We start from the raw sequence: 23,421 nt of genomic DNA on the forward strand, positions 1-23,421 counted from the left end.
TGCAGGCCGAGGGTAGGCGTCGATTCGGGGGAGAAACCGACATGGATGTCGGTTTCAGGTGCGCTGGGCAGGGATGCCCATCGCGCCGGCCCCCGAATCGATGCCGGACGGAGGGGAGTCTGCCCGCAGGGCGGACCCAAGCCAGGAGCAATGCCTTTTGGTTACTTTTGGGCGAAACCAAAAGTGACCCGCCGTAAGGGCGGAACCTGGCGAATGGACAACAGCGGCAAAGACTCTTGTATCGTGCTAAAGGTCTTCGCGGTTAAAACCGCTCCTACAGCCTCAATCCACCCCCACAAACCCGCCCGTCTGGTGCTGCCACAACCGCGCATACAGCCCGCCCTTGGCCAGCAGCTCGGCATGGTTGCCGATCTCGACAATCCGCCCCTTATCCAGCACCACCAGGCGGTCCATCCGTGCGATGGTCGACAAGCGGTGGGCAATGGCGATCACGGTCTTGCCCTGCATCAGGGTTTCCAGGCTCTCCTGAATCGCCGCCTCAACCTCCGAGTCCAGCGCCGAGGTGGCTTCGTCCATGATCAGAATCGGCGCATCCTTGAGCAGCACCCGGGTAATCGCAATGCGTTGACGCTGGCCGCCAGACAGCTTGACGCCGCGCTCACCCACATGCGCATCGAAGCCGGTACGCCCCTCGGCATCGGACAGCAACGGGATGAATTCATCAGCCTTGGCGCGGTGCACCGCTTCCCAGAGTTGCTCATCCGTGGCGCCGGGATTGCCGTACAGCAGGTTGTCGCGGATCGAACGGTGCAGCAGCGAGGTGTCCTGAGTGATCATGCCGATCTGCGCACGCAGGCTCTCCTGAGTCACCTCGCTAATGTCCTGGCCGTCGATCAGGATGCGCCCGCTTTGTACGTCATACAGACGCAGTAACAGATTGACCAGGGTCGATTTGCCCGCACCGGACGGGCCGATCAGGCCAATTTTCTCGCCGGGCCGGATGTCCAGATCCAGGCCATGGAGGATGCCCCGGCCGTTGCCATAGTGAAAGTCGACCGCAGCGAACTTCACGCCGCCCTGGCCAATCTGCAGTTGCCGGGCATCCGGGCGATCGGTGACCGCCACCGGTTGCGAGATGCTTTCCAGACCATCCTGCACCGTGCCGATGTTCTCGAAAATGCCATTGACCACCCACATGATCCAGCCCGACATATTGACGATACGGATCACCAGGCCCGTGGCCAGAGCGATGGCCCCCATGCTGATCAGCGACTGGGTCCACAGCCACAATGCCAGACCGGTAGTACCGACGATCAACAGGCCGTTCATGCCAGTGATGGTCACGTTCATGGCCGTCAGTACGCGGCCGGCCAGTTGGACCTTCTCGGTGTTCTCGCGGATCGCTTCCTGGGCGTAGCGCTGTTCGTGATTGGTATGGGCGAACAGCTTGAGGGTGGTGATGTTGGTGTAGCCATCGACGATACGCCCCATCAGTCTGGAGCGGGCATCGGAAGCTTCCACTGAACGCTGTTTGACCCTCGGCACGAAGTACCGCAGCGCCAGGACATAGGCAGCGATCCACAGCACCAGCGGGATCACCAGCCGCCAGTCGGCTTCGGCAAACAGCACCAGCGCGCTGATCGAGTAGATCAGCACGTGCCACAGTGCGTCCATGGCCTGCACCGCCGAATCGCGCAGCGAGTTGCCGGTCTGCATGATGCGCTGGGCGATACGCCCGGCAAAGTCGTTCTGGAAGAAGTTGATGCTCTGCTTGAGCACATAGCGGTGGTTCTGCCAGCGGATCATGCTGGTCATGCCGGGGCTGATGGTCTGGTGCACCAACAGGTCATGCAGGGCGACAAAGATCGGTCGCAGCAGCAGGGTGACCACCACCATCCAGAGCAGTTCGTTACGGTGTGCGCTGAAAAACTCGCCAGGCGCGGTGGTCTGTGCCAGGTCGATGATCCGGCTCAGGTAGCTGAACAGCGCCACTTCGATCAGCGAAACCACCAGGCCGACGACCAGCAGGGCAGCGAAGCTGGGCCAGACCTGGCGCAGGTAGTGCAGATAGAAAGGCAGAACCCGATTGGGCGGTGCGGCACCGGGATCGTCCCGGAAGATGTCGATTAATTGCTCGAAACGACGATAAAGCATGGGGTCTGATTCCCGCCGGCAGCGGGCTCTCCTTGAGGGTGGGAAGCGGTCCCGTCCGGCCTGCCCCGCAGGGCAGGCCGGCCCCCGATCACTCCACGCGCTTGGCGGACTTGATCAGGATCGGGTCGACAGGCACGTTCTGCATGCCTTTCTGGTTGGCGGTACGGGCATTGACGATCTGGTCGACCACGTCCATGCCTTTGACTACCTTGCCGAACACCGCGTAACCGAAGTCACGCACACCGTGGTCGAGCATGGCGTTGTCATTGGTGTTGATAAAGAACTGGCTGGTGGCCGAGTTCACGCTGCTGGTGCGGGCCATGGCAATGGTGCCGCGTACGTTGTGCAGGCCGTTGTCGGCTTCGTTCTTGATCGCCGCCTGGGTCGACTTCTGGCTCAGTTGCTGGGTGAAACCACCGCCCTGAATCATGAAGCCGGGAATCACCCGGTGGAAAACCGTGTTGCTGTAAAAATTGCTGTCGACGTAACTCAGAAAGTTCTTGGTGCTGATCGGCGCTTTGTCGTCGGCCAATTCCAGTTCGATCTGGCCGAAGCTGGTGTCGAGCACCACGTGCGTCCTCTTGGCTGGCTCGGCTGCCATCAGGTTGGCCGAGAACATCACGGTGCAGGCGGCGAGGGCGAGAGTCTTGAACATAATGCAGTGAGTCCTTCGGTGGTGGTTGCGACTGAGGTCGGCTAGCAAACCACAGCTAGCCAGGTAAACACCAGTGCAAGCCCGCCTCAGACTTCCTGTGCGGCAATGAATTGCAGCAGGGTACGGTTGAATGCCTCGGGCTGATCCAGCGGTGTGGCATGCCGGGAGTTTTCGATGACCACCAGCCGGGCATTGCGGATCAGCTTCACGTAAGCCTGCTTGACTGCCACCGGGGTGTAATCACGGTCGCCGCTGATCACCAGGGTCGGGCAGCTGATGCGCGACAAGCGCTCCTGCACGCCCCAGCCAACAATCGCGTCAAAACTGGCCAGGTAGGCGCGCTTGTCGTTGCGTGCCCAACGCTCGGCAATCTTGCGCCGCAGATCGGCCTGATCAGGGCGCGGGAACAGCAGTTTGCCCAGCGCCTGGCCGAGGGCCTGCATGCTCAGCAGGCGTGCCAGGCTCCAGCGCTTGAACCACTGCCACACCTCATTGGCGCTGCGCACTTTGACCTGCGGGCCGCTGTTGACGATGCACAGGCTTCTAAGCCATTGCGGATGATCCACTGCCAGTTGAAAGCCGATCATGCCGCCCATCGACAGGCCCACCACATGCACCGGCTCCAGGTGCAGGTGCTCGATCAGGGCTTCGACATCGGCGCTGAAGCCCTTGATGCTGTAACGCTCGCGGGGTTTGTCGGAGCGACCGTGACCGCGAATGTCCAGGGTGATGACCCGGTACTGGGCGGCCAGCGCCGGGATCTGGTATTCCCAGTCCAGGCCGCTGGAGCCCAGACCGTGAAGCAGCAGCACCGGGCTGCCCTGGCCGTACTCCTCGTAGTGCAGTGAACAACCGTCGTGTTCAAAAAAGGCCATGCGTGACTCCTGTCAGGCTTGGGGTGGGGCCGCGAATGGCGCATCCAGCGGCGCGGTATCAAAGGTACGGATCAACTCGATCAGAATTTGCGTTGCCGGACCCAGCGGTTTGTCTTTGGAAGAATAAAGATAGAACGCCGGGTTGCGATTGCCGCCTTTATCCAGCGGCAGCAGTTTGAGGACGCCTTCACGCAGTTCACGCTGGATCATGTGCCGGGGCAGCCAGGCAAAGCCCAGACCGCTGCTGACGAAGGTCGTTGCCGTTCCCAGGCTGCCGACTGTCCAGCGCTGTTCGGCGCCCAGCCAGCCGACGTCACGTGGCTGCTGGCGGCCCGAGTCGCGGATCACCACTTGTAACTGGCTTTCCAGGTCCTGAAAGGTCAGCTCGCGATTGGCCTGATGCAGCGGGTGTTCAGGGTGCGCCACGGCAACGAATTCGACCCGGCTCATTTCCGTGCCGAGATAACCGGGAATGCTCAGCGCGCTGATCGCCAGGTCAGCGACCCCTTCGAGCAGCACTTCTTCGACCCCGGACAACACCTCTTCACGCAGGCGCACCCGGCAGCCGCGGCTTTGCGGCATGAATGCGCTCAGCACGCGGACAATCCGTGCGGTGGGGTAGGCCGCATCGACCACCAGCCGTACTTCGGCTTCCCAGCCCTGCTCCATGTGGTAAGCGAGGTCTTCCAGCTGACTGGCCTGCTTGACCAGTTGCCGTGAGCGGCGCAGCAGCACACCGCCGGCCTCGGTGAGCACGGCCTTGCGCCCGTCGATACGCAGTAGCGGCACGCCCAGTTGCTCCTGCATGCGCGCCACGGTGTAGCTCACCGACGATTGCGAGCGGTGCATGGCTTCTGCTGCCTGGGCGAAGCCGCCGTGGTCGACCACAGCTTGCAGGGTGCGCCATTGATCAAGAGTGACGCGGGGGGCTTTCATCGGCTGTTGCTCCTGTTTATTGTCCGGTCATCACCGGGACACCTCTAAAAACTACCTGCGTGGCCATCGCGTTGTTGAAATCAGGCTCGTGCGCGAGTCCGATCAAAATGCTCATTTACAACATGTAAACTCCGCTTTCTCGCCTGATTTCGCCTAGCGCTGACTGCCTCGCCTACGTTTTTAGAGGCACCCCTGAGTAAGGAGACTGCCCGATGAACCGAATCTGTTGCGTTGTGCTGGCCATGCTGCCGACTGCCGCGCTGGCCTATCCCATCGAAGTGCAGAAAAGCACGCCCGGGGTGCAGGTCGATTACCGCAGCCACGACACCTACCACGACACCGGGTCGCTGACCCTGGACAACTATGGCCAGGTCGACGCGCGTTGCCGGGTGGAATTCATCAATGGCCCGGAAGCGCCGCGTGTCCGCCGTGTCGAGGTCAAGGCCGGGCAAAGTCTCAACGTGGTGTCGAAATTCAATCGCAGCATCATCAAGCTGCGGATCAAGCTGGAATGCGAACCGGCAGCGTAAAGCAATCAAGCAAAATATTCGATTGGTCGTAGCAATTTTTTGCGCTTTTTAACGGATGAGTCGATGATTAAGCTGTGCTCCATCACATCAAATATGACTTCAAGGAGCACAAACCATGTCTCGCGTACTGATCATCGAAAGCAGCGCTCGCCAGGAAGGCTCGGTATCCCGCCAGTTGACCCGGCAGTTCATCGAGCAATGGAAGGCCGCCCACCCACAGGACGCTATCAGCGTCCGTGACCTGGCCGTCGAGCCAGCGCCACACCTGGACGCCACCTTGCTCGGTGGCTGGATGAAGCCCGATGATCAGCGTGATGCCAGCGAGCAGGCCGCCCTTGAGCGCTCCAACCTGCTGACTGATGAATTGGTCGCTGCTGATGTGCTGGTGCTTGCCGCACCGATGTACAACTTCGCCATCCCCAGCACCCTGAAAGCCTGGTTCGACCATGTATTGCGTGCCGGTGTGACCTTCAAATACGGCGAGACCGGCCCGCAGGGTCTGCTGACCGGCAAACGCGCTGTGGTCCTCACCGCCCGGGGTGGCCTGTACACCGGCGGCGCGATGGACCATCAGGAACCCTACCTGCGCCAGGTGCTGGGCTTCATCGGCATCCATGAAGTGACGTTCATCCACGCCGAAGGTTTGAACATGGGTGGTGAGTTCAGCGAAAAAGGCTTGAACCAGGCACTGGCCAAGCTGGCCGAAGTGGCCTGATACCACGCTGTCATACCGCCAACAAGGAACCTCTGTAGGAGCAGCTTCAGCTGCGAAGCTTTCACAGGCTTTCGCGGCTGATGCGGATCACCGCCCGCCGCTGCTACACGGCCCGCGTTGGTGCTCGTCTGGACAGTGCCTCGCCTGACCCGCTATGGTCGCCACCGGTCTACAAGGGGCAATCATGGGTTATCTATTTACCGTCGCGCTGATTCAGGCGCTCTCTTTCAGCCTGATCGGTGTGTATCTGGCCGGGCATGTCGACAGCTATGTCGCCGTGCTGATCCGCGTGCTGCTGGCCGGGCTGGTGTTCATCCCGCTGACCCGCTGGCGCCAGGTCGAACCGGGCGTCATGCGCGGCATGCTGCTGATCGGTGCCCTGCAGTTCGGCATTACCTACGTATGCCTGTACCTGAGTTTCAGGGTGTTGACGGTGCCGGAAGTGTTGCTGTTCACCATCCTGACCCCGTTGCATGTGACCCTGATCGAAGATGCCCTGAACCGGCGTTTCAACCCTTGGGCATTGTTGGCCGCGCTGGTTGCGGTATTGGGGGCCGGGGTCATTCGCTACGATGGCCTGGACGGCGAATTTTTCGGCGGTTTTCTACTGCTGCAATTGGCCAACTTCACCTATGCCGCCGGGCAGGTGTTGTACAAGCATCTGGTCGCCCGTTACCCCAGTGATCTGCCCCATTATCGGCGCTTCGGCTATTTCTTTGTCGGCGCGCTGCTGGTAGTGCTGCCAGCCTGTCTGGCATTCGGCAATCTGCAAAAGCTGCCCGATGCACCACAGCAATGGTTGGTACTGGTGTTCCTCGGCCTGTGTTCCACGGCGCTGGCCATGTACTGGTGGAACAAAGGCGCGTGCCTGGTGCCGGTTGCCAGCCTGGCAGCCATGGGCAATCTGCATGTGCCGCTGGGGCTGTTGATTAACCTGCTGATCTGGAATCAGGACCAGGACTACACCCGGTTACTGATCGGCGGCGGGGTGATCATTGCCTCGGTATGGCTCAGCCGTCTGGGCACCCGTCGCGAGCCGTCAACGCTCAGGTGACGGCTTTGTGCCGTCAAGTAAATAGCGGTTTTGAGGGCGAGAAGACGCTTGGTCGGCGTTGAGTCAAAAATTTGTGGCGGGGTTGATGTGCGTCAACTGGCCACTATGGCGAGCAGGTAGAACGTCGGCCTGCGCCGCGCTGCCTGATGGGTAGGGAGGCTCTGAAATCCCTGTCTCAAGGAACGCCTCATGCCCTCTGAACTGCCAGCCGGCGGCCGTCATATCGAACTTGCTGCCGACGCCAATATTCTTTCCACCACCAACGGCAAAAGCCATATCAGCTATGCCAATGCCGAGTTCATTGATATCAGTGGCTTCACCGAAGCAGAACTGCTCGGGCAGCCGCACAATATCGTGCGGCATCCGGACATGCCCGCGCCGGTGTTCAAACACATGTGGCAAACCCTGGCCAGTGGCCGCTCATGGATGGGACTGGTCAAGAACCGCTGCAAGAACGGCGACTATTACTGGGTCAGTGCCTATGTGACGCCGATCCGGCGTAATGGCCAGATCGTCGAATACCAGTCAGTGCGCAGCAAGCCTGAAACTGCACACTGGCAAGCTGCCGAGCGGTTGTATGAGCGGTTGCGCTGCGGCCCGGTGGCGCTGCGTGCAGGCGGTTTGCGCCGTCGTTCAATGGCCCGAGTGGGAGCCTTGGTCGGCAGCGGGGCCGTGGCCGCAGGTTGGGCATTGGCGTTGCCGCCCAGCGGCGTACTGGTGCTGGGCGGTCTGTGCAGTGCGCTGGCCATGCTCGGGGTGGGCAGTATTTTGAGGCCGGTGCAGCAACTGGCGCAGCACGCCCAGGCCCTGACCGATAATCCGGTCAGTCAGTTGCTCTACACCGGGCGCCGTGACGAACTGGGCCAGATCGAATTTGCCTTGCGCATGCTGCGCAACGAAACCGGCGCAGTGATCGGCCGTATCGCCGATGCCTCGCAAAAGGTTGGTGAGCAAACTCAGGGGTTGCTCGATGAGATCGATGCCAGCAATGCGTTGTCGATGCAACAGCAGGCCGAGACCGATCAGGTGGCGGAGTTGGTCAATTCCGTGGCCAGCAGCACTCTGGAGGTGGCCGGTCATGCGCAAAGCGCCGCCACGCTGGCCAGCCAGGCCGGTGAAGCAACCCTGTGCGGGCAGCGCATCGTGGCGCGCACCTGTGAATCGATTGCCAGTCTGGAAGCGGATATCCAGCGAGCGGTCGAAGTGGTCAATCACCTGCAGAGCCATAGCAGCGAGATCGCCACGGTCCTGGATGTGATTGGTGGCATTGCCGAACAGACCAATCTATTGGCCCTCAATGCCGCCATCGAAGCGGCGCGGGCCGGTGATCAGGGCCGCGGTTTTGCGGTGGTCGCCGATGAAGTCCGCGGCCTGGCAGCGCGCACCCAGCAATCGACCATGGATATTCATCACATGATCGAGGGGTTGCGCAGCAAGGTGCTGAGCGCCGTCAGCGTGATGGACAGCAGCCGCGAACAGGCGGCGGCCAGTGTCGGCCAGGCCAGCCAGGCGACTGATGCGTTGCGCGATATCGGTTTGCGGGTCGAAGCCATCGCCCGCATGAATGCCCAGGTGGCAGCGACCATGCACGAGCAGAGTCGCCGCACCGAGGCGATCAATCACAACATTGGCAGCATTCGCCGGGCGGCGGAGCGCAATGTCGAGGCCAGCGGCAATAACCATGGCCGTGCCAGCCAGGTCCTGCAACTGAGCACCCGCCTGCACGGGCTGGTGCAGCAGTTTCGCAGCGGCGCCAGTCGGCGCCACTGATCGCTGGCAAGCAACAGCGCCGGTTACTCAGCGATAACGCTCAAGCCAGTGGGCATACGGCGCCGGCAGGGTCCAGGAGGCGTTGTCCACGCCCAGCTCCTTGGCGGCGAAGTAGCTCCAGTGCGGGTCGGCCAGGTGCGCACGGCCCACCGAGACCAGATCCAGATGACCGGCCTTCACGGCTTCGTTGGCCAGTTGCGGGGTGCCAAAGCCCCAAGCCGAGGTCACCGCGATACCGGCTTCGCGGCGGACCCGCTCGGCAATCGGCCCCATGAACGCCGGACCCCACGGAATGTTGGTTTCTGCAATGGTGAAGCCAACGCTGACACTCAACAGATCCAGGCCGCCGGCCTTGAACCGGCGGGCCAGTTCGATGGACTCGGTGAGGGTCTGTTCGTCACGGCCGTCGTATTCCAGCACGCCGAAACGCGCGGTCAGCGGCAGGTTCTCTGGCCACACTTCACGCACGGCCGCCAGGGTCTCGAGCAGGAAGCGGCTGCGGTTATCGAAGCTGCCGCCGTAAGCATCCGTGCGCTGGTTGCTGTGTTCGGAGAAAAAGCTCTGGCCCAGATAGCCGTGGGCGAAGTGCAGTTCGATCCATTCAAAGCCGGCGTCACGGGCGCGACGGGCGGCATCGACGAAGTCCTGCTTGACTCGCTGGATGTCCGAGAGGGTCATCTCGCGTGGCACTTTCGGCAGGTGGTGGCCGAAGGCAATGGCCGACGGGGCAATGGTCTGCCAGCCGCGTGGATCGTTTGCTGCGATATGGTCATCACCTTCCCACGGGCGATTGGCGCTGGCCTTGCGGCCGGCGTGGGCAATCTGGATGCCGGGCACGGAGCCAGCCGCCTTGATCGCCTTGACCGCCGGAATGAATGCCTGCGCCTGCTCGTCGGTCCAGATACCGGCACAGCCTGGGGTAATACGGCCTTCGGGCGCCACGGCAGTGGCTTCGACCACCACCAGACCGGCACCGCCACGCGCCATACCGGCCAGATGCACATGGTGCCAGTCGTTAACCACGCCTTCTTCGGCGGTGTATTGGCACATCGGGGGAATGGCGATGCGATTGCGCAGGGTCACGTCTTTAAGGCTGAAGGGTTCGAACAGGGCGGTCATGGAAAACTCCGTTACAGTCGGTACAATTGGTAATACGATAGTTCGATAGTATTCGAAATATGGCGAATGTTGAAGCCCCCCGTTATGATGCCGCCCTATGAGAAGCTTCAAACACCCCATCCTTCAGGACTTCACCCTCGAACGTGTGCTCTACGCGTTGAGCGACCCGGTGCGCATGCAAATCGTCCGCTGCCTGGCGGGCGTTGAAGAGGCCAGTTGCGGTGAACTGGACGGCGGTCGCCCTAAATCCAGCATGTCCCATCACTTTCGGGTGCTGCGCGATGCCGGCCTGGTGCACACTCGCAATGTCGGCACTACGCACATGAACTCATTGCGCAAAGACGAAATGAGCGAGCGCTTTCCCGGCTTGCTGGATGTCATCCTGGCCCAGGTCTAGCCCAGACCTTGGCAGCGCCAGCCCGTAGGAGGGGCTCGACCCCCGAAGCAGAGCTGATTCCCTCTCTATCTTTTTCGACAAAAATCCTTTTTAAAACAACAGGTTGATTGCCCATATACCGCTCGGTATATGGACTCCTTCTGCTGCCGGTCATAGCTTGAGCCTTGGAAACCTCAAGTTACACCTGCAACCAGGAGAAAAACGAAATGGGTCGATTGCAAGGCAAGGTCGCGCTGATTACTGGCGGCGCAGGCGGTTGTGGGCTGGCCGCGTCAGAGCTGTTTGCCAAAGAGGGCGCCAAGGTGGCGATTCTCGATCTGCCGGGCAGTGATGGTGAAGCCGTTGCCGCGCGGATCAACAAGGCGGGCGGTACTGCGTATTTCTTTGCCGCCGACGTTGCCAATGGCGCGCAGGTTGAGCGCGCGGTACGCCAGGCCGAGGCGTATTTCGGTCCCGTCACCGTGTTGATGAACCACGCCGGCACCATCGCTGCCGGTCCGTTTCTGGAAACCACCGAAGCCGATTGGGACCGGCTGATGGGCATCAACGTCAAAGGCATGTTCCTGGTCACCAAGGCGGTACTGCCCGGCATGCTCGCGGCGGGCGGCGGCAGCATCGTCTGCACGTCGTCTATCTCGGCGGTGGTCGGCACGCCGATGGAAGTCGCCTACTGCACCACCAAGGGCGCCTGCCACATGTTTGCCCGGGCGATTGCCGTGGAGTATCGCGACCGCAATATCCGCAGCAATGCGGTCTGTCCCGGTTTTATCGGTACGGCCCATGGCCTGCGCGAAATCGAGCTGCTGCAGGGCCATGGCGTGGATGTCTCCGAGCAAGCCATCGCTGGCATGCAGGGCCGCCTGTGCGCCCCGGCCGAAGTGGCTGCCGCTGCGCTGTTTCTGGCCAGCGACGAGTCGAGCTTCGTCAATGGCACTCACCTGTTCGTCGACAACGGCTACACCGCGATCTGAGCAGTGCACCAGAATAAAAATAGCTGCAACGCTGCACTGAAAATTCCTGCCAAAACAAACTCTTACAATAGAAGAGGCAGCAATGGAAAACATCGGCACTTATGTCATTTACCTGATCATGGTCTGCGCCGTGATCGGCGCCATCGCATCGATCTACAACCCCGAGTCGGAGCTGGGCAAGGAGTTTACCGCCGGCATTAACAGCATCGGCCCGATCTTCCTGCCGGTGGCCGGGATCATGGCCGCCATCCCTTATATTTCACAGTTCATCAGCGTGTTCATCGCGCCAGTGTTCCAGGCCATGGGCGCCGATGCTGGGATTGCCGGGCCGATTTTCATTGCCGCAGACCTGGGCGGTTATCAACTGGCCCAGGCGTTGTCGAGCAGCCCCGAAGGCTGGATAGTCGGGCTGATTACCGGCTTTCAATGCGGCTCGACGGTGATTTTCGTGATCCCGGTGGGCCTGGCGATGCTCGACAAGCGCGACCACAAATACATGGCGCTGGGCATTATGGCTGGCCTGCTGAGCATCCCGGTCAGCATCATCATGATTGCCCTGCTGATGCAGGGCATGGGCCTGAACGTGCGCCCGGACATTGCCACCACCGGTATACCGACTCAGGCGTTGCACTTCACGCTGACGGGGCTGATCCAGAACCTGATGCCGCTGATCCTGTTCTGTTGCGCCCTGGCCGCTGCCTTGCGTTACCTGCCGAACCTGATGGTGGCGATCTTCCTCAAGCTCGGCCAACTGATGTATGCGTTGGTGACCCTGGTGCTGGTGGCCTCGATTGTCGAGTACTTCACCGGCTTCTTCAGCTCGACCTTCGGTCGCTGGGGTTTTGCGCCGATCATCGCCGATAAAGAGGACCAGATGCGTGCACTGGAAATCGCCGGTTACGTGAGCATCATGCTCTGTGGCGCTTTCCCCATGGTATGGCTGATCAAGCGCTACCTGTCAGGTCCGATTGAGAAGGTCGCCGGTCGGGTAGGGCTGTCGCCGGTGGGCGCTGCGGGGATTCTTGCCGCGTCGGCCAATATCCTGGCCATGTTCCGTCTGCTGGCCGGCATGCCGCCCAAAGACAAGGTACTGGTGGTGGCTTTTGCCGTGTGCGCGGCGTTCACCTTTGGTGACCACTTGGCCTATTCAGCCAACTTCCAGCCCTCGATTATCCTGCCGCTGATTATCGGCAAGCTGGTGGGCGGCGTGATCGGCATGGGCCTTGCTTGGTGGTTGGCGGTGCCCAAGGCGATCGAGCTGGGTCAACAGGATGAGTCCGAGCGCCGCTTCAGTGCAGCCCCCGGTCTGTCCTGACCCACGCCAATAAAGTGCTATAAGGGCCGGCGCACCTGCGTCGGCCCCTTATATCCACCGCTGAGCGGTTACGTACCATTTTGGGGTATCTTGCCCGCAGAGGGTGCGCAGCAAGGATTTTCCGGACATGAGCATGGCAAGCATAAACGCCGATGATGCACAGCGGCTAGCCCCCCTGATCAACGCGGTAGGCACCGATCGGCTCGGTCCGGCAATCGATTCACTATTACGCCAATGGCTCGATTTCGACATGAGCTGCGTGTACCTGTTTCGCTTCAACCACAACGCTGTATTGGTGCACGACGGCTACAACCAGTGCGTACCGCAACGCACTCTCAACGCCTATATCCGTGGCGGCTATTTGCTTGACCCGTTCTACGTGGCTTGCATAAACGACCACCCGGCCGGGCTATGGCGCATGAGTGAGCTGGCGCCGGATTGCTTTTTTTCTTCAGGGTTTTCCATCTCTCAGGACATCCATCCCTGTGTATCGTCCGGGCACGGCACGCTGATCGAAGAAATCGGCTTCATCATCCCTCTGCAGCCGCGTGTTGCCATCGTCTATTCGCTGATGCGCAACCTCAGCGGTGGCCCGTTTCAGCCTTGGGAAATGCGTGCCCTGGAGGCGCTGGCACCGTTGATCAACTCATTGTTCGAGCTGCACTGCCGGATCCGCTACAGCGACAGCTGCAAAGCCAGCGACCATAGCGACGCCAAGTCAGAAGATGCTTTTATGGAGATTCTTCAAGGGCAACTGACTGAAACCCAGCGCTACATTGCCAAGCTGATCCTGCAGGGCCATAGCAGTTCGTCCATCGCGGCGGTGCTGGGGATTTCGGAAGGAACGGTAAAAGTGCACAAGCACAACATCTACCAGCGCCTGGAAATATCCAACAACGCTGACCTGTTTCGGTTGTTCATCGATTACCTGACCCGAGTGGCGTAGGAGCGGCCGGACGGCGATCCGCTTTAGCCGGGAAAATACCTCTGTGGGAGCTACCTTGGTAGCGCAGAGGCCGGCTGCTCCCACAGAGATTTGTGATACTTAACCGAACAGTACTGCCGCTAAAGCGGCTACGGTATAGGCGTCAGCTACCGCCACCTGCGCCACCGCCGCCGCCAGCACCTCCAGAGCCGCCGCCGCTGGAGCCACCGGCACCACTGGCGCCACCTGGGCCGGCACTGCCTGCGCCACTCGCTTCACCGGTGCTGCCGCTGGTGCCACTGCCGGTCGACCCGCTGCCGCTTTGGGTACCGCTTGATTGACCACCGTTGCCGCTGCTGCCGCTCATCCCGCCGTTGCCACCGGAGTTGGTGCCAGGGGTGGTGGCGCCACTGGGGTTGCCGCTGTCTTGCGACATGCCGGGGTTAGCCGTGGTGCCGGATGGGCTGGTGGTCGTGCCGTCGGTGTTGGTGGCGGCAAAGCTCAGGGGAGTGATAACGCCCAGGCACAGAGCCAGGGCCAGTTGGTGAGGCCGAATCAATTTCATGGTGGTACTCCTTTTTGTTGATCACCAACGATTCGGCTGCGTAAGCGGGGCGAGGGTGCCATGTGGGGCGACGGGTGGTCGTATGTCCTTCAAGGACTGATGGGGGTGATGGCAGGCTGGACGGTACTGTTCAATTGCTTGATTCGTCCCTCCAGACCATCCTTTTCCTGATAGCTGGAGTAGAGCGTCATTAGACCGAAGAGGGCGAGTGCGACCGCTACTGAGGTGAAGCCGCTAAGGGTTTGGTTGCCCAACGATCGCTAGAAGCCTGGCCTCAGACTGTCTATCCGGGACACGATGACATCATTGCTAATCGACTCTCTCAACTGTGCGCCGAGTTGGTCGAGGGATTCTTCGATGAAGTTCTTCGCAAACTGCTCTGCTTGATCCCGGTACATGGCGACTTGTTGAGCGGTACAGGCGACTTGCTTGAAAACATCATGGTTATCGTTGGTGTGGTTGCGAATCCACTCGATTTTGTGGCGTTTGTACAGTGAGTAGGCGATTAGACCTGGAAAGTCATCGCAGTTCTCGACTAATCGTCGGAAGACGTCGCACGTTACTGATGCCGATCCCGATATAACCGGTGCATTGCACTCTGATGATCTGTCAGCGGGAGGCTTGCAGGATCTGCCTGGATCATTGCCGACAGTGATATCTGCGCCGGCAGACAAAGGCTCGCGACTCATGTCAGCGTGACAAACGTTCGTATGCCCGTTTCATCATGGCATTGATGGCTTCTTTGGACAGCCGAGATGAGCGTGTGGTGAGACGCGTTCTGCCGCTGGTAGACAGTCGTTTGTTGCTTTCCTTGATGAGAGCAATCGAGACGTCAGGCATAAAGCCTCCGATTCCATGAACATTTAAGTTGTTCTTACTGTGGTTCGCCAAGCCTGGCCTATAGGCTTCATGCATTGGCAAAGCCAGCCATTCACTGCAATAGAGCGTTGACGACCCTGGCCGCAGATGCAAGCGAACGCGGATGATGTTGGCTGGACAGGCGATGTAGGAACAGTGACTGCGCAATGCAGGAGCGATCCATGTGAGCGAGATTGATCCTGATTTCAGGGCTGCCTGTCGAGTAACGGGGACTTCAGTCCCCGCTCATTAGTGCTCCATGTGCGCGTCAAACCTGCGCCTTCTCTTTCTCAGCCTCCTTCACCGGCGGCAACGCCAACCCTCCCTGCGCGGGCTCGCGCCCGGCCAGCCCCAGACGCATGTCCGCGCCGCTCGGCTGTTGATACAGCGTCAAGCCAAACTCGGGCAGCACCGACAACAGATAGTCAAAGATATCGCCCTGAATCCGCTCGTACTCCGCCCACACCGTGGTGGTGGTGAAGCAGTAGATCTCCAGCGGCACGCCATGCTCGTCGGCGGCCATCTGGCGGACCATGCAGGTCATGTTCTGGTGCACTTCGGTGTGGTTTTTCAGGTAGGCCAGGGCGTAGGCGCGGAAGGTGCCGATGTTGGTCATGCGACGGCGGTTGGCGGCCATGGCGGCGACGTTGCCTTGCGCGTGGTTCCACTCCTTGAGCTCGGCCTGTTTGCGGGTCATATACTCGGTGAGCAGCTTGACGCCGGACAGGCGCTGCTCTTCTTCGTCGGTCAGAAAGCGGATGCCGCTGACGTCGATGAACAGACTGCGCTTGATGCGTCGCCCACCCGATTGCTGCATGCCCCGGTAGTTGCGAAAGCTCTCGCTCATCAGCCGCCAGGTAGGGATCGAGACGATGGTCTTGTCGAAATTCTGCACCTTGACGGTGTGCAGGGTGATGTCGACCACGTCGCCATCGGCGCCGACCTGGGGCATTTCAATCCAGTCGCCGACGCGCAGCATGTCATTGCTGGTCAGTTGCACGCTGGCGACGAACGACAGCAGGGTGTCTTTGTAGACCAGCAGGATGACCGCCGACATCGCACCCAGACCCGACAACAGCAGCAGCGGCGAGCGGTCGATCAGGGTGGCGATGATGATGATCGTGGCGAAGATGTAGAGAATCATCTTGGCCAGTTGCACATAGCCTTTGATCGAGCGGGTGCGCGCGTGCACGGTGCGCGCGTAGATATCCAGCAAGGCGTTGAGCAGCGCGCCGATGGCGAAGGTCATGAACAGGATGGTGAACGCCATGGCAATGTTGCCCAGCACGTTCTTGCCGGCAGTGCTCAGCTCCGGCACCAGATTCAGGCCGAACTGGATGACCAGCGACGGGGTCATCTGCGCCAGCCGGTGAAAGACCTTGTTGTGACGTAGATCGTTGAGCCACTGCAGCGAGTGCTGGCGGCCCAGGGCCTTGACCGTATGCAGCACCACAAAGCGTGCCAGGCGACCCAGTATCAGCGCTGCGACCACCAGCAGCAGCAGGCCGAGGCCGGCTTGTACCCATGGGTGCTTTTCCAGCAGGCTCCATAGCTCTTGAGCACGGAGCATGAGTGATTTGGTATCCATTGCGACGACAGGGCACTCTTGGTGAATGAACCGGCGATTAGAACATCCACGGATGACAGATGGCAGGCGTGATCGGAAAAAAGGCAGGATCTGACAGGTCGGGTTCAAGCCGTTGATGCATGCTGAGTTTACTAAATACCAAAAGTATCCTACCTTTGGTATCTAGTGCGTTGCGGCCAGCGACGCGTAATCAACGGGTTTCAGGAGCCATCCCATGCACGCATTGATTGTCGTCGCCCATGCCGATCAGCAGTCGTTCACCCACGCGGTGACGGCTGAAGTCGCAAAAGGCATCACCGATTCGGGCCACACCCTTGAGGTCGCCGACCTGAGTGAGCAGGGCTTTGACCCACGCTTCGGCGCGCCAGACCTGGCGAAGTTCCGCAATCAGGCCCAGGTGCCTGACGATGTCCGATTTGAACAGCAGCGTATCGAACGCGCTGGCGCGCTGGTGCTGGTCTATCCGATCTATTGGTGGTCGTTCCCTGCGTTGCTCAAGGGCTGGATCGACCGGGTGTTCACCAATGGCTGGGCGTATGAGGAGCGGGCCGATGGTGGCCTGGACAAAAAACTCGGTGATCTGAATGTGCATCTGCTGGCGATTGGCGGGGCGAACCTGCGCACGTTTGCCCGTCACGGTTACTTTGGCGCGATGCGTACCCAGATCGACCATGGCATTTTCGATTATGTCGGCGCGTCGGTGCGTACCTCGGAGTTGCTGCTGCCCGCCGAAGGGAGTTTTCCCGAGGCGCACTTGCAGATAGCACAAGGCATCGGCCGTCGGGTATTTGCCTGAGCCGGGCAGGTGCGGCAGTATGCGGGCGCATTCGATAAGCAAAGGCCAGACATGTCGACTCAGCCAGAGCCAAGCCAACACAGCACGCCCCGCCCGCGCACGCGCATGACCCGGCAAGACCGCTTCGTGCAGTTGCTGCAGGTGGCCTGGCAACTGGTCAGCGAGGAGGGCACCGATGCCTTGACTCTGGGGCGCCTGGCGGAAGCGGCGGGCATCACCAAGCCCACGGTGTACGAACACTTCGGCACCCGTAACGGCTTGCTGGCGGCGCTGTACCAGGATTTTGAAAACCGTCAGAACCACATCATCGATGAGGCCATCGCGGCCGGTGAGTCAACCCTGCAGGGCAAGGCACAGGTCATCGCGGCCAGTTATATCGCCTGCGTACTCACCGAAGGCCGCGAGATTCCCGAAGTGCTGGCCGCGCTCAGCGGCTCGCCGGAGCTCGCCTCCCTGAGAAAGGCCTGCCAGAAAAGCTACATCGAAAAGTGCCGACGGGTGCTGGCGCCTTTCGCCGGAGCGGCAGGGTTGTCGCAGGCGGCCTTGTGGGCGATGTTGGGGGCGGCTGATTCGCTTGCGGCTGTGGCGGTGGAAGGCGAGATCAGCGAGCAGCAGGCGGTGGATGAGTTGTATCAGGTGATTGTCGAGATGCTGCGCAGGCAGGCGCAGGCCTGACGCTCTTGCAGGCGGTTATGTCTCGGCGCAGCCCATCCATTGGCCACTTCCGGCCGGATAGTTCGCATCACTTCCGCTTGCCAGCAGGTTACGAATAAACCGCTCAGGCTCGCGGACTCGCCCCAGCAGGTTGGCCTGCGCCTTGGCGATCACTTCCATATCCGCCATGGGCCGTTTCTCGCTGCCATAGGGCGTCGCCTGGGCGGCCTGTATCGCCTCGCCATTGCTGTGAACCAGAGTCACCTGCGCACCCGGTTGACGATCTGCACTGAGCCAGCGGGCATCGAGTTCCGGGTCGACGTCGGCGTGGACTTTCGCCGCCAGGGCCCGCAGTTTTGGCGAATGCAGGTTCGCTTCGCTGTACCAGTCGGTTGCCGGCAACTGCATCAGGGTGACCGCCAATGTGTAGGGCAGGCTGAACTGCGCGTCGGTGGCGCTGGCCGGCGCATAGATCATGAAGTCGTCGCACAGGCGTGCAAAGGTGCGCACATTAATCTGCGCAATGTCTTCTGGCGCCCAGCCGCTGGTGCGAATCAATTGCTGTGCACACTCCAGTGCGGTGGCCAACCAGCGGCAGGCCGGGTAGCGCTTGAAGCTGCCGAAGCGCAGATACCAGTCGCACCCCAGGCCTTCGATCAGGTCCCGCTCGGCAAAGCGGTCGGAGCCGATCATGCGCCAGTAGCCTTGCGGCCCGTCCAGTACATCCTGGCTGCCGGCCAGCCCGGCGCGAGCCATCAGCGCGGCCTGCACCCCGGCCTGGGCGGCCGGGGCCACGCCGTCCTTGAGGGTGACAATAGGCCGCTGTTGCCAGTTGTATTTGTGCAGGCTCGGCACGCAGGCCAGGGTGGCGGCGAAGCCCAGGGTATGGTGCATCTGCTGTTCATCGAAGCCGCAGGCGCGGGCGTAGACCACCGCGGCGCCAATGGCCTGGTGCTGGGCCACGCCGTAGGCCTTGGCGAAGCTTTCGGCGCTCGGTTGCAGGGCGTTGATCAGGCGATTGTTGATCTCGAAACCCGCTGCCAGGGCGGCCAGCAGGTCGGCTTCGCTGATCGCACCCGGATGGCTGTCCAGCGCGGCCATGGCGGCGGCTACCAGGCTGGAGCCTGGATGACCCATGCCTTTGCCGTCGATTTCCACGCCGTCGTCATGGTCAAGGGCGTTGATGATGAAGGCGTTGGCAAAGGCTGCCGCCGCCGGGCTGTAGTCACTGCAGCCGGCGAATACCTGGCACTGGCCCAGGCCGCCGCTGGCCCGCGCCAGCGCCCGGGCCTGGTCACCCAGCCCGGTGCCGCTGGCCGCCCAGCCGCAGCCCAGGGCATCGAGCACGTGGAGTTTGAGCTTGGTAACCAGGGTGGGCGGCACGTCGCTCAGTTGCAATTGGCAGGCGAAGCGCGCCAGGGTTGTCGTCAGGGTCATGAGAGGTCAACGCTTGAAGTATCGGGCCTGCACACGTCGTTCGATACGGCTGGCCAGCAGCGACAACGGCAGGATGGTAATAATGAAAAACAGCGCAACGAAGGTCAGGGTTTCCAGCGGTCGGAAGGTTGCGGTGCTTAACCGTTGTCCTTCGTAAAGCAGCTCGCCCACGGCGATGTAGCTGCCCAGTACCGAGTTTTTCACGGCCATCACGCACTGCCCGACGAAGGCCGGCAGGATGCGCAAAAAGGCAATCGGAGCACTGATGCGCCAGAGCACCTGCAACGGTGTCATGCCGTTGGCCAGGCCCGCTTCGATGTGCCCAGGGTCTACGGCCTGCAGCCCGGAGCGGAAGATCTCGGCGAAGAACACGCTGGTGTACAAGCCCAGCGCCAGGGCGCAGGTCCAGTAGCCCGACAGCTTCAGGCCCACCAGAATCGGCAGGCAGTAATAAGCCCACACCACCAGCACCAGCGGTGGCACCGCGCGGACGGTTTCGATCACCGCCTGGGCCGGCAGGCGCAGCACCCGGGCCTGGGCGCCGCGCAGCAGCGCCAGCAGCACGCCGAGGCCAATGCCCAGGGTCAGTGACACGGCAAGGATGCGCAGCGTGGTGAGAATGCCGCCCAGCAGCAGTTCCCGGTAGGTGAACAGGACGCTGAAGTCCCACTGATAGTCGATCATTTTTCGGGGCGCTCCTGCACCACGGGTTGCGCACCGAGAAAGCGTCGCACCGGCGCCGAGGCAGGCCGGGCCAGCAGCGCCTGCGGTGAGCCTTCATCAATGATACGGCCCTGGTCGAGCAGCAGGATGCGATGGCAAACCTGCAGGGCAAAGTTCATTTCGTGGGTCACCACGATCATGGTGGTGCCGCTTTGGGCCAGGTCGGTCATCACGGCCAGCACTTCGCCGACCAGCTCCGGGTCCAGCGCCGAGGTGGGCTCGTCGAACAGAATCAGCCGCGGTTTCATGACCAGCGCCCTGGCAATCGACACCCGTTGCTGCTGACCGCCGGAGAGGGTCACCGGGTAGGCGTCTGCCTTGTGCTCCAGGCCCATCCGCCGCAGGGCTGCCAGACCTTCTTCGGTGGCTTGCTCGCGGGGCACGCCCCGCACGATACGCGGCGCTTCGGTGACGTTTTCCAGCACCGTGCGGTGCGGCCACAGGTTGAAATGCTGAAAAACCATGGCCATGGCAGCACGTTGGCGGGCCAGCACGCGAGTCGGGACCGGACGCCGCTGTGGCCCGTGAACGCCGATTTCCTCGCCGTCGAGCCACACCTGGCCGCTGTCCGGGCGCTCCAGCCGGTTCAGGCAGCGCAGCAGCGTCGACTTGCCCGAGCCGCTGGAGCCGATCATGCCCAGCACTTCGCCGGCGGCCAGTTCGAATGACACCTCATGCAGCACCGGACGGCCATGAAAGGCCTTGCCCAGTGCGTTGACGCGCAGCAGGGGGGCGTTGCTCACTGAGGCACCGGCACGTGTTTGGCCCAGATACGCGCCAGAGTGCCGTCTTTTTCCAGGGTTTCCAGACGCTGGTCCAGCCAGGCACGCAGTTGCTCACGGTCCTTGCGCAGGCCCATGTTGGTCGGTTGCTCCTGCACCGGCGACGGGATGACCATGGTGCCCTGGCCGCGCTTGGTGATGTACAACGCCATCTGCACATCGTTGGTCAGCATCGCGTCGGCGCGGCCGCTTTCCACTTCCAGTTGCAGGGCGTCATTGTTGGGCACGATCACCCATTGAGTGTGGGTCAGCTTCGGTTGCAGCAGGTTCGCGGCAGCCGAACCATCGATGGCCGACAGCTTGATGGCGGAGGTGTTGATCTTGTCCCAGGTGGCATAGCGGCTGGCGTCTTTTTCCAGGGTCAGCACGCCAATCTTGTGGGCACCCATCGGCCGGGTGAAGTCCACGGCCTTGGCCCGTTCGGGGGTGTTGTTGAAACCGCCCAGCAGGTCGAAGCGATTCGATTGCAGGCCGGCCACCGCAGTGCCCCATTGTGTGTCGACGTACTCGACCTGCACATCGGTACCTTCGAGTACGGCCTGGACGATATCCGGCACCAGACCGGTCCACTGGTTGCTCAGCAGATCCTTCTGATACCAGGGCGCGGCATTGACCGCACCGACGCGCAACAGATGACCGCCCAGGGCATCGGCAGGCTGAGCGGCTTGAGCGTTGCCCAGGCTTGCACCGGCAAGGGTGCCCAGCAACGTTACCAAGGTGGTCAAACGAGTAATGAACGGCTTCATGACATTCCCTGTAGGCTATAAAGAAATCCAGTCTATGAACTATAGTTCATGTATTGAAATTCATATTTAGCATAAGTTTATTCCGTTATGGCGATGAGCAATAAGCAGCTTGAGGTGTTCGTCCGGGTGGTGCAGCTCGGTTCGGTGACCGCCACCGCGCAGGCCCTGGGGATGTCTCAACCTTCGGTAAGCAAAAGCCTGGCACTCACCGAGCAGCAGTTGGGGTTCACCCTGTTCGAGCGCAGCGGCGGCAAGATGAAAGCCACCGCCGAGGCCCGCCAGATGTTCGACGAGGCGCTGCGTATGCAAGAGGGCATTGCCCGCTTCGAGCGGTTTGTCGATAACGTCAAGCGCTACCGGGTGGGGCAGTTGCGTGTCTGTGCCACCCCGGCGCTGGCGATCAACGTGTTGCCGCTGATCGCGCCCAGGCTGCGTCAGGCCTTTCCCGATCATGGGCTGGTGTTGGACATGTACCTCAACAACGAGATCGAGGACGCTATCGCACGTCGTCAGTACGACTTGGGGTTTCTCATCCAGCCGCTGGACGAGCAGGCGCCACCGGCCGGGCTGGTATGCGTCGGGCGTATGGTCTGTGTGATGCAGGACGGGCATCCGCTGGCCGGGCGGGCGGCGGTCAGCTGGGCTGACCTGGACCCGCGTGAGGTCATCTACATCACCACCGACCCGCGCTTGGTGGCAATGATGGCCAGTGCCGTGCCGGGCTTTCGTGAACGGCCGGTATCGTCGCTGGAGACCAACCGCTACAGCCTAGCCATCAACCTGGTTCGTCAAGGCCAGGGGATGACCATCGTCGACGAGTTTTCCCTGGCCGGCACGCCGCGCCAGGGCCTGGCGGTACTGCCGTTCGAGCCGGCCATGCCCGTTGCCGTAGTGGCGGCGATGGCCGGGCGCAGTTCGATGAGCGATACCGCGCTGCGCTGCATCGACGCGCTGCGCGAAGTCCTGGAGGCCGCGCGATGACAGGGTTGCTATCGGCCATATTTTGTTAACAATAGCGGCCCTGATTTCATGGCCGCGCCAATCGGCATGCTGTGCCTTCGTTATATTCATTACATTAAGGTCCGTTGATGAGCGACCTCACCGTCGAGCTGATCCCCACCGCCCCTGACCAGATTGATCTGATCCGCAACCTGTACCAGTTCTATGCCTACGAGTCTTCCGACTGGGAGCAACAGGACGTCGAGCTCGATGGCCGTTACTACATTCATGAAGAGCATCTGGTGCGCTACTGGCAGGAGCCTGACTGGAGCGCCAGCGTGTTGCTGATCGATGGCGAGGTGGCGGGGTTCATGCTGGTGGAGCGAAGCGAGTTGCCGGGTATCGATGCACTGGAGTTGGCCGACCTGTTCATCCTCAAGAAGTACCGGCGTCGCGGAATCGGTCGGGCGTTGATGGGCCAGGTGCTGATGAGCGGTCACGAGAACTGGCTGGTGCGCTACTCCCAGCAGGACGATGCGGCCAATGCATTCTGGAACAAGGTGCTGGAGGATCTGCCGCGCCCGGCCAGGGCCATCGAACTGGACGACGACCCGGAGCTGGTCAATTACCTGGTGACGCGGGTCACTCACTAAAAGCAAGTCGTGACCCCGGCAAAGTAAGTCCGGCCTGGTGCTTAGTAGTTGCTCGACTGGTCACGCTCGGGCGCAGGTTCGGGATGACGGCTGACGGTGTGCAGCGAGGCTGGTGGTGGCGCTCAGGCAGGAGCAACGCCCGGGCATGACGCTCTGCATCAGCGGGCGAATCGTTTGTAACCGCTCCATGAACCCCACATTCAACGCGGCCAGATGATTCTGGATGCTGTGCTCCCGATTCCCTCCGGAGCCAGCACCTCATGATGCGACCCGACGCCAAAGTCGAAAAAGTCTATCTCTACC

23 protein-coding genes are annotated in these 23,421 nt (G+C 61.3%); 12 read left to right on the top strand and 11 right to left on the bottom strand.

Annotated elements, in window-relative coordinates:
- Positions 1-282 precede the first annotated feature (282 nt).
- From NJC38_RS09100 to NJC38_RS09115, 4 genes are all read right to left on the bottom strand, one after another.
- Positions 283-2,115, bottom strand: a complete 1,833-nt coding sequence (locus tag NJC38_RS09100; RefSeq protein ID WP_253113579.1) for an ABC transporter ATP-binding protein — start codon at positions 2,113-2,115, stop codon at positions 283-285.
- Between the two features lie 88 nt (positions 2,116-2,203).
- Positions 2,204-2,770, bottom strand: coding sequence for a peptidylprolyl isomerase (locus NJC38_RS09105; protein WP_045488555.1), 567 nt, complete (start codon positions 2,768-2,770; stop codon positions 2,204-2,206).
- Positions 2,771-2,856: 86 nt separating this feature from the next.
- The gene (locus NJC38_RS09110) at positions 2,857-3,645 is read right to left on the bottom strand and encodes an alpha/beta hydrolase (RefSeq protein WP_253113591.1); all 789 of its coding nucleotides are present in this window, start codon (positions 3,643-3,645) and stop codon (positions 2,857-2,859) included.
- 12 nt (positions 3,646-3,657) lie between these two features.
- Positions 3,658-4,581 carry a LysR family transcriptional regulator gene (locus NJC38_RS09115; protein WP_045488560.1) on the bottom strand — a complete coding sequence of 308 codons (924 nt, stop codon included), beginning with the start codon at positions 4,579-4,581 and terminating at the stop codon, positions 3,658-3,660.
- A gap of 212 nt (positions 4,582-4,793) precedes the next feature.
- On the opposite strand from NJC38_RS09115, the gene NJC38_RS09120 reads away from it, so the two are divergent.
- The 4 genes from NJC38_RS09120 (at position 4,794) to NJC38_RS09135 (ending at position 8,650) form a co-directional block, all read left to right on the top strand.
- Positions 4,794-5,111, top strand: coding sequence for a 3-phosphoglycerate kinase (locus NJC38_RS09120; RefSeq protein ID WP_253113606.1), 318 nt, complete (start codon positions 4,794-4,796; stop codon positions 5,109-5,111).
- A 115-nt stretch (positions 5,112-5,226) separates the two neighbouring features.
- Positions 5,227-5,826 (top strand): FMN-dependent NADH-azoreductase, encoded by a 600-nt coding sequence (locus NJC38_RS09125; protein WP_045488566.1) that lies wholly within the window; start codon positions 5,227-5,229, stop codon positions 5,824-5,826.
- 184 nt (positions 5,827-6,010) lie between these two features.
- Complete coding sequence (locus NJC38_RS09130) at positions 6,011-6,880, top strand: carboxylate/amino acid/amine transporter (protein WP_253113609.1); 870 nt, start codon at positions 6,011-6,013, stop codon at positions 6,878-6,880.
- Positions 6,881-7,069: 189 nt separating this feature from the next.
- Positions 7,070-8,650, top strand: coding sequence for a PAS domain-containing methyl-accepting chemotaxis protein (locus tag NJC38_RS09135; RefSeq protein WP_253113619.1), 1,581 nt, complete (start codon positions 7,070-7,072; stop codon positions 8,648-8,650).
- A gap of 27 nt (positions 8,651-8,677) precedes the next feature.
- Here the strand turns inward: NJC38_RS09135 and NJC38_RS09140 are convergent, their stop codons facing one another.
- Entirely contained in the window at positions 8,678-9,769 is a 1,092-nt protein-coding gene (locus tag NJC38_RS09140; RefSeq protein ID WP_045488572.1) for an NADH:flavin oxidoreductase/NADH oxidase, read from the bottom strand.
- A 97-nt stretch (positions 9,770-9,866) separates the two neighbouring features.
- On the opposite strand from NJC38_RS09140, the gene NJC38_RS09145 reads away from it, so the two are divergent.
- The 4 genes from NJC38_RS09145 to NJC38_RS09160 all read left to right on the top strand — a co-directional run bounded on the left by NJC38_RS09145 (position 9,867) and on the right by NJC38_RS09160 (position 13,398).
- A complete protein-coding gene (locus tag NJC38_RS09145) occupies positions 9,867-10,166 on the top strand; it encodes a helix-turn-helix domain-containing protein (protein WP_253113622.1) in 300 nt (99 codons plus the stop codon).
- A 206-nt stretch (positions 10,167-10,372) separates the two neighbouring features.
- On the top strand, positions 10,373-11,137 hold the full coding sequence (locus NJC38_RS09150; protein ID WP_253113626.1) for an SDR family oxidoreductase: 765 nt from the start codon (positions 10,373-10,375) through the stop codon (positions 11,135-11,137).
- Positions 11,138-11,219: 82 nt separating this feature from the next.
- Positions 11,220-12,452, top strand: coding sequence for an ethanolamine utilization protein EutH (gene eutH / locus NJC38_RS09155; RefSeq protein WP_253113629.1), 1,233 nt, complete (start codon positions 11,220-11,222; stop codon positions 12,450-12,452).
- Positions 12,453-12,594: 142 nt separating this feature from the next.
- Positions 12,595-13,398, top strand: coding sequence for a helix-turn-helix transcriptional regulator (locus NJC38_RS09160; RefSeq protein WP_253113694.1), 804 nt, complete (start codon positions 12,595-12,597; stop codon positions 13,396-13,398).
- 142 nt (positions 13,399-13,540) lie between these two features.
- On the opposite strand, the gene NJC38_RS09165 is transcribed toward NJC38_RS09160, so the two are convergent.
- The gene (locus tag NJC38_RS09165) at positions 13,541-13,942 is read right to left on the bottom strand and encodes a hypothetical protein (RefSeq protein WP_045488584.1); all 402 of its coding nucleotides are present in this window, start codon (positions 13,940-13,942) and stop codon (positions 13,541-13,543) included.
- A 1,126-nt stretch (positions 13,943-15,068) separates the two neighbouring features.
- Entirely contained in the window at positions 15,069-16,388 is a 1,320-nt protein-coding gene (locus tag NJC38_RS09170) for a mechanosensitive ion channel family protein (RefSeq protein WP_253113631.1), read from the bottom strand.
- A 214-nt stretch (positions 16,389-16,602) separates the two neighbouring features.
- Here NJC38_RS09170 and NJC38_RS09175 point away from each other — a divergent pair, with 214 nt between their 5' ends.
- Positions 16,603-17,184 (top strand): NAD(P)H-dependent oxidoreductase, encoded by a 582-nt coding sequence (locus NJC38_RS09175; RefSeq protein ID WP_045488596.1) that lies wholly within the window; start codon positions 16,603-16,605, stop codon positions 17,182-17,184.
- 51 nt (positions 17,185-17,235) lie between these two features.
- Positions 17,236-17,859, top strand: a complete 624-nt coding sequence (locus NJC38_RS09180) for a TetR/AcrR family transcriptional regulator (RefSeq protein WP_253113633.1) — start codon at positions 17,236-17,238, stop codon at positions 17,857-17,859.
- Positions 17,860-17,874: 15 nt separating this feature from the next.
- Here the strand turns inward: NJC38_RS09180 and NJC38_RS09185 are convergent, their stop codons facing one another.
- Genes NJC38_RS09185 through NJC38_RS09200 form a run of 4 tightly spaced genes read right to left on the bottom strand, consistent with a single transcriptional unit; the run spans position 17,875 to position 21,526 of the window.
- Positions 17,875-19,275, bottom strand: a complete 1,401-nt coding sequence (locus NJC38_RS09185; protein ID WP_253113634.1) for an MmgE/PrpD family protein — start codon at positions 19,273-19,275, stop codon at positions 17,875-17,877.
- A gap of 6 nt (positions 19,276-19,281) precedes the next feature.
- On the bottom strand, positions 19,282-19,959 hold the full coding sequence (locus tag NJC38_RS09190) for an amino acid ABC transporter permease (RefSeq protein ID WP_253113636.1): 678 nt from the start codon (positions 19,957-19,959) through the stop codon (positions 19,282-19,284).
- Positions 19,956-20,741 carry an amino acid ABC transporter ATP-binding protein gene (locus NJC38_RS09195; protein ID WP_366855704.1) on the bottom strand — a complete coding sequence of 262 codons (786 nt, stop codon included), beginning with the start codon at positions 20,739-20,741 and terminating at the stop codon, positions 19,956-19,958. The genes NJC38_RS09190 and NJC38_RS09195 overlap by 4 nt, the downstream gene beginning before the upstream one ends.
- Positions 20,738-21,526: a transporter substrate-binding domain-containing protein gene (locus NJC38_RS09200; RefSeq protein WP_253113637.1), complete on the bottom strand. Its 789-nt coding sequence runs from the start codon at positions 21,524-21,526 to the stop codon at positions 20,738-20,740. The genes NJC38_RS09195 and NJC38_RS09200 overlap by 4 nt, the downstream gene beginning before the upstream one ends.
- A gap of 93 nt (positions 21,527-21,619) precedes the next feature.
- Here NJC38_RS09200 and NJC38_RS09205 point away from each other — a divergent pair, with 93 nt between their 5' ends.
- Together NJC38_RS09205 and NJC38_RS09210 are read left to right on the top strand one after the other, a co-directional pair.
- Entirely contained in the window at positions 21,620-22,507 is an 888-nt protein-coding gene (locus NJC38_RS09205; protein WP_253113639.1) for a LysR family transcriptional regulator, read from the top strand.
- 107 nt (positions 22,508-22,614) lie between these two features.
- Positions 22,615-23,118, top strand: coding sequence for a GNAT family N-acetyltransferase (locus NJC38_RS09210; RefSeq protein WP_045488607.1), 504 nt, complete (start codon positions 22,615-22,617; stop codon positions 23,116-23,118).
- Positions 23,119-23,421 lie beyond the last annotated feature (303 nt).

Origin of the sequence: Pseudomonas sp. 21LCFQ010, from assembly GCF_024129905.1 — a bacterium.
Lineage (GTDB): Bacteria > Pseudomonadota > Gammaproteobacteria > Pseudomonadales > Pseudomonadaceae > Aquipseudomonas.

What these genes read in the sequence shown, in the direction of transcription:
- NJC38_RS09100 (WP_253113579.1), bottom strand. Translation starts at nt 2,115, where the DNA reads ATGCTTTATCGTCGTTTCGAGCAATTAATCGACATCTTCCGGGACGAT.
- NJC38_RS09105 (WP_045488555.1), bottom strand. Translation starts at nt 2,770, where the DNA reads ATGTTCAAGACTCTCGCCCTCGCCGCCTGCACCGTGATGTTCTCGGCC.
- NJC38_RS09110 (WP_253113591.1), bottom strand. Translation starts at nt 3,645, where the DNA reads ATGGCCTTTTTTGAACACGACGGTTGTTCACTGCACTACGAGGAGTAC.
- NJC38_RS09115 (WP_045488560.1), bottom strand. Translation starts at nt 4,581, where the DNA reads ATGAAAGCCCCCCGCGTCACTCTTGATCAATGGCGCACCCTGCAAGCT.
- NJC38_RS09120 (WP_253113606.1), top strand. Translation starts at nt 4,794, where the DNA reads ATGAACCGAATCTGTTGCGTTGTGCTGGCCATGCTGCCGACTGCCGCG.
- NJC38_RS09125 (WP_045488566.1), top strand. Translation starts at nt 5,227, where the DNA reads ATGTCTCGCGTACTGATCATCGAAAGCAGCGCTCGCCAGGAAGGCTCG.
- NJC38_RS09130 (WP_253113609.1), top strand. Translation starts at nt 6,011, where the DNA reads ATGGGTTATCTATTTACCGTCGCGCTGATTCAGGCGCTCTCTTTCAGC.
- NJC38_RS09135 (WP_253113619.1), top strand. Translation starts at nt 7,070, where the DNA reads ATGCCCTCTGAACTGCCAGCCGGCGGCCGTCATATCGAACTTGCTGCC.
- NJC38_RS09140 (WP_045488572.1), bottom strand. Translation starts at nt 9,769, where the DNA reads ATGACCGCCCTGTTCGAACCCTTCAGCCTTAAAGACGTGACCCTGCGC.
- NJC38_RS09145 (WP_253113622.1), top strand. Translation starts at nt 9,867, where the DNA reads ATGAGAAGCTTCAAACACCCCATCCTTCAGGACTTCACCCTCGAACGT.
- NJC38_RS09150 (WP_253113626.1), top strand. Translation starts at nt 10,373, where the DNA reads ATGGGTCGATTGCAAGGCAAGGTCGCGCTGATTACTGGCGGCGCAGGC.
- eutH (WP_253113629.1), top strand. Translation starts at nt 11,220, where the DNA reads ATGGAAAACATCGGCACTTATGTCATTTACCTGATCATGGTCTGCGCC.
- NJC38_RS09165 (WP_045488584.1), bottom strand. Translation starts at nt 13,942, where the DNA reads ATGAAATTGATTCGGCCTCACCAACTGGCCCTGGCTCTGTGCCTGGGC.
- NJC38_RS09170 (WP_253113631.1), bottom strand. Translation starts at nt 16,388, where the DNA reads ATGGATACCAAATCACTCATGCTCCGTGCTCAAGAGCTATGGAGCCTG.
- NJC38_RS09175 (WP_045488596.1), top strand. Translation starts at nt 16,603, where the DNA reads ATGCACGCATTGATTGTCGTCGCCCATGCCGATCAGCAGTCGTTCACC.
- NJC38_RS09180 (WP_253113633.1), top strand. Translation starts at nt 17,236, where the DNA reads ATGTCGACTCAGCCAGAGCCAAGCCAACACAGCACGCCCCGCCCGCGC.
- NJC38_RS09185 (WP_253113634.1), bottom strand. Translation starts at nt 19,275, where the DNA reads ATGACCCTGACGACAACCCTGGCGCGCTTCGCCTGCCAATTGCAACTG.
- NJC38_RS09190 (WP_253113636.1), bottom strand. Translation starts at nt 19,959, where the DNA reads ATGATCGACTATCAGTGGGACTTCAGCGTCCTGTTCACCTACCGGGAA.
- NJC38_RS09200 (WP_253113637.1), bottom strand. Translation starts at nt 21,526, where the DNA reads ATGAAGCCGTTCATTACTCGTTTGACCACCTTGGTAACGTTGCTGGGC.
- NJC38_RS09205 (WP_253113639.1), top strand. Translation starts at nt 21,620, where the DNA reads ATGAGCAATAAGCAGCTTGAGGTGTTCGTCCGGGTGGTGCAGCTCGGT.
- NJC38_RS09210 (WP_045488607.1), top strand. Translation starts at nt 22,615, where the DNA reads ATGAGCGACCTCACCGTCGAGCTGATCCCCACCGCCCCTGACCAGATT.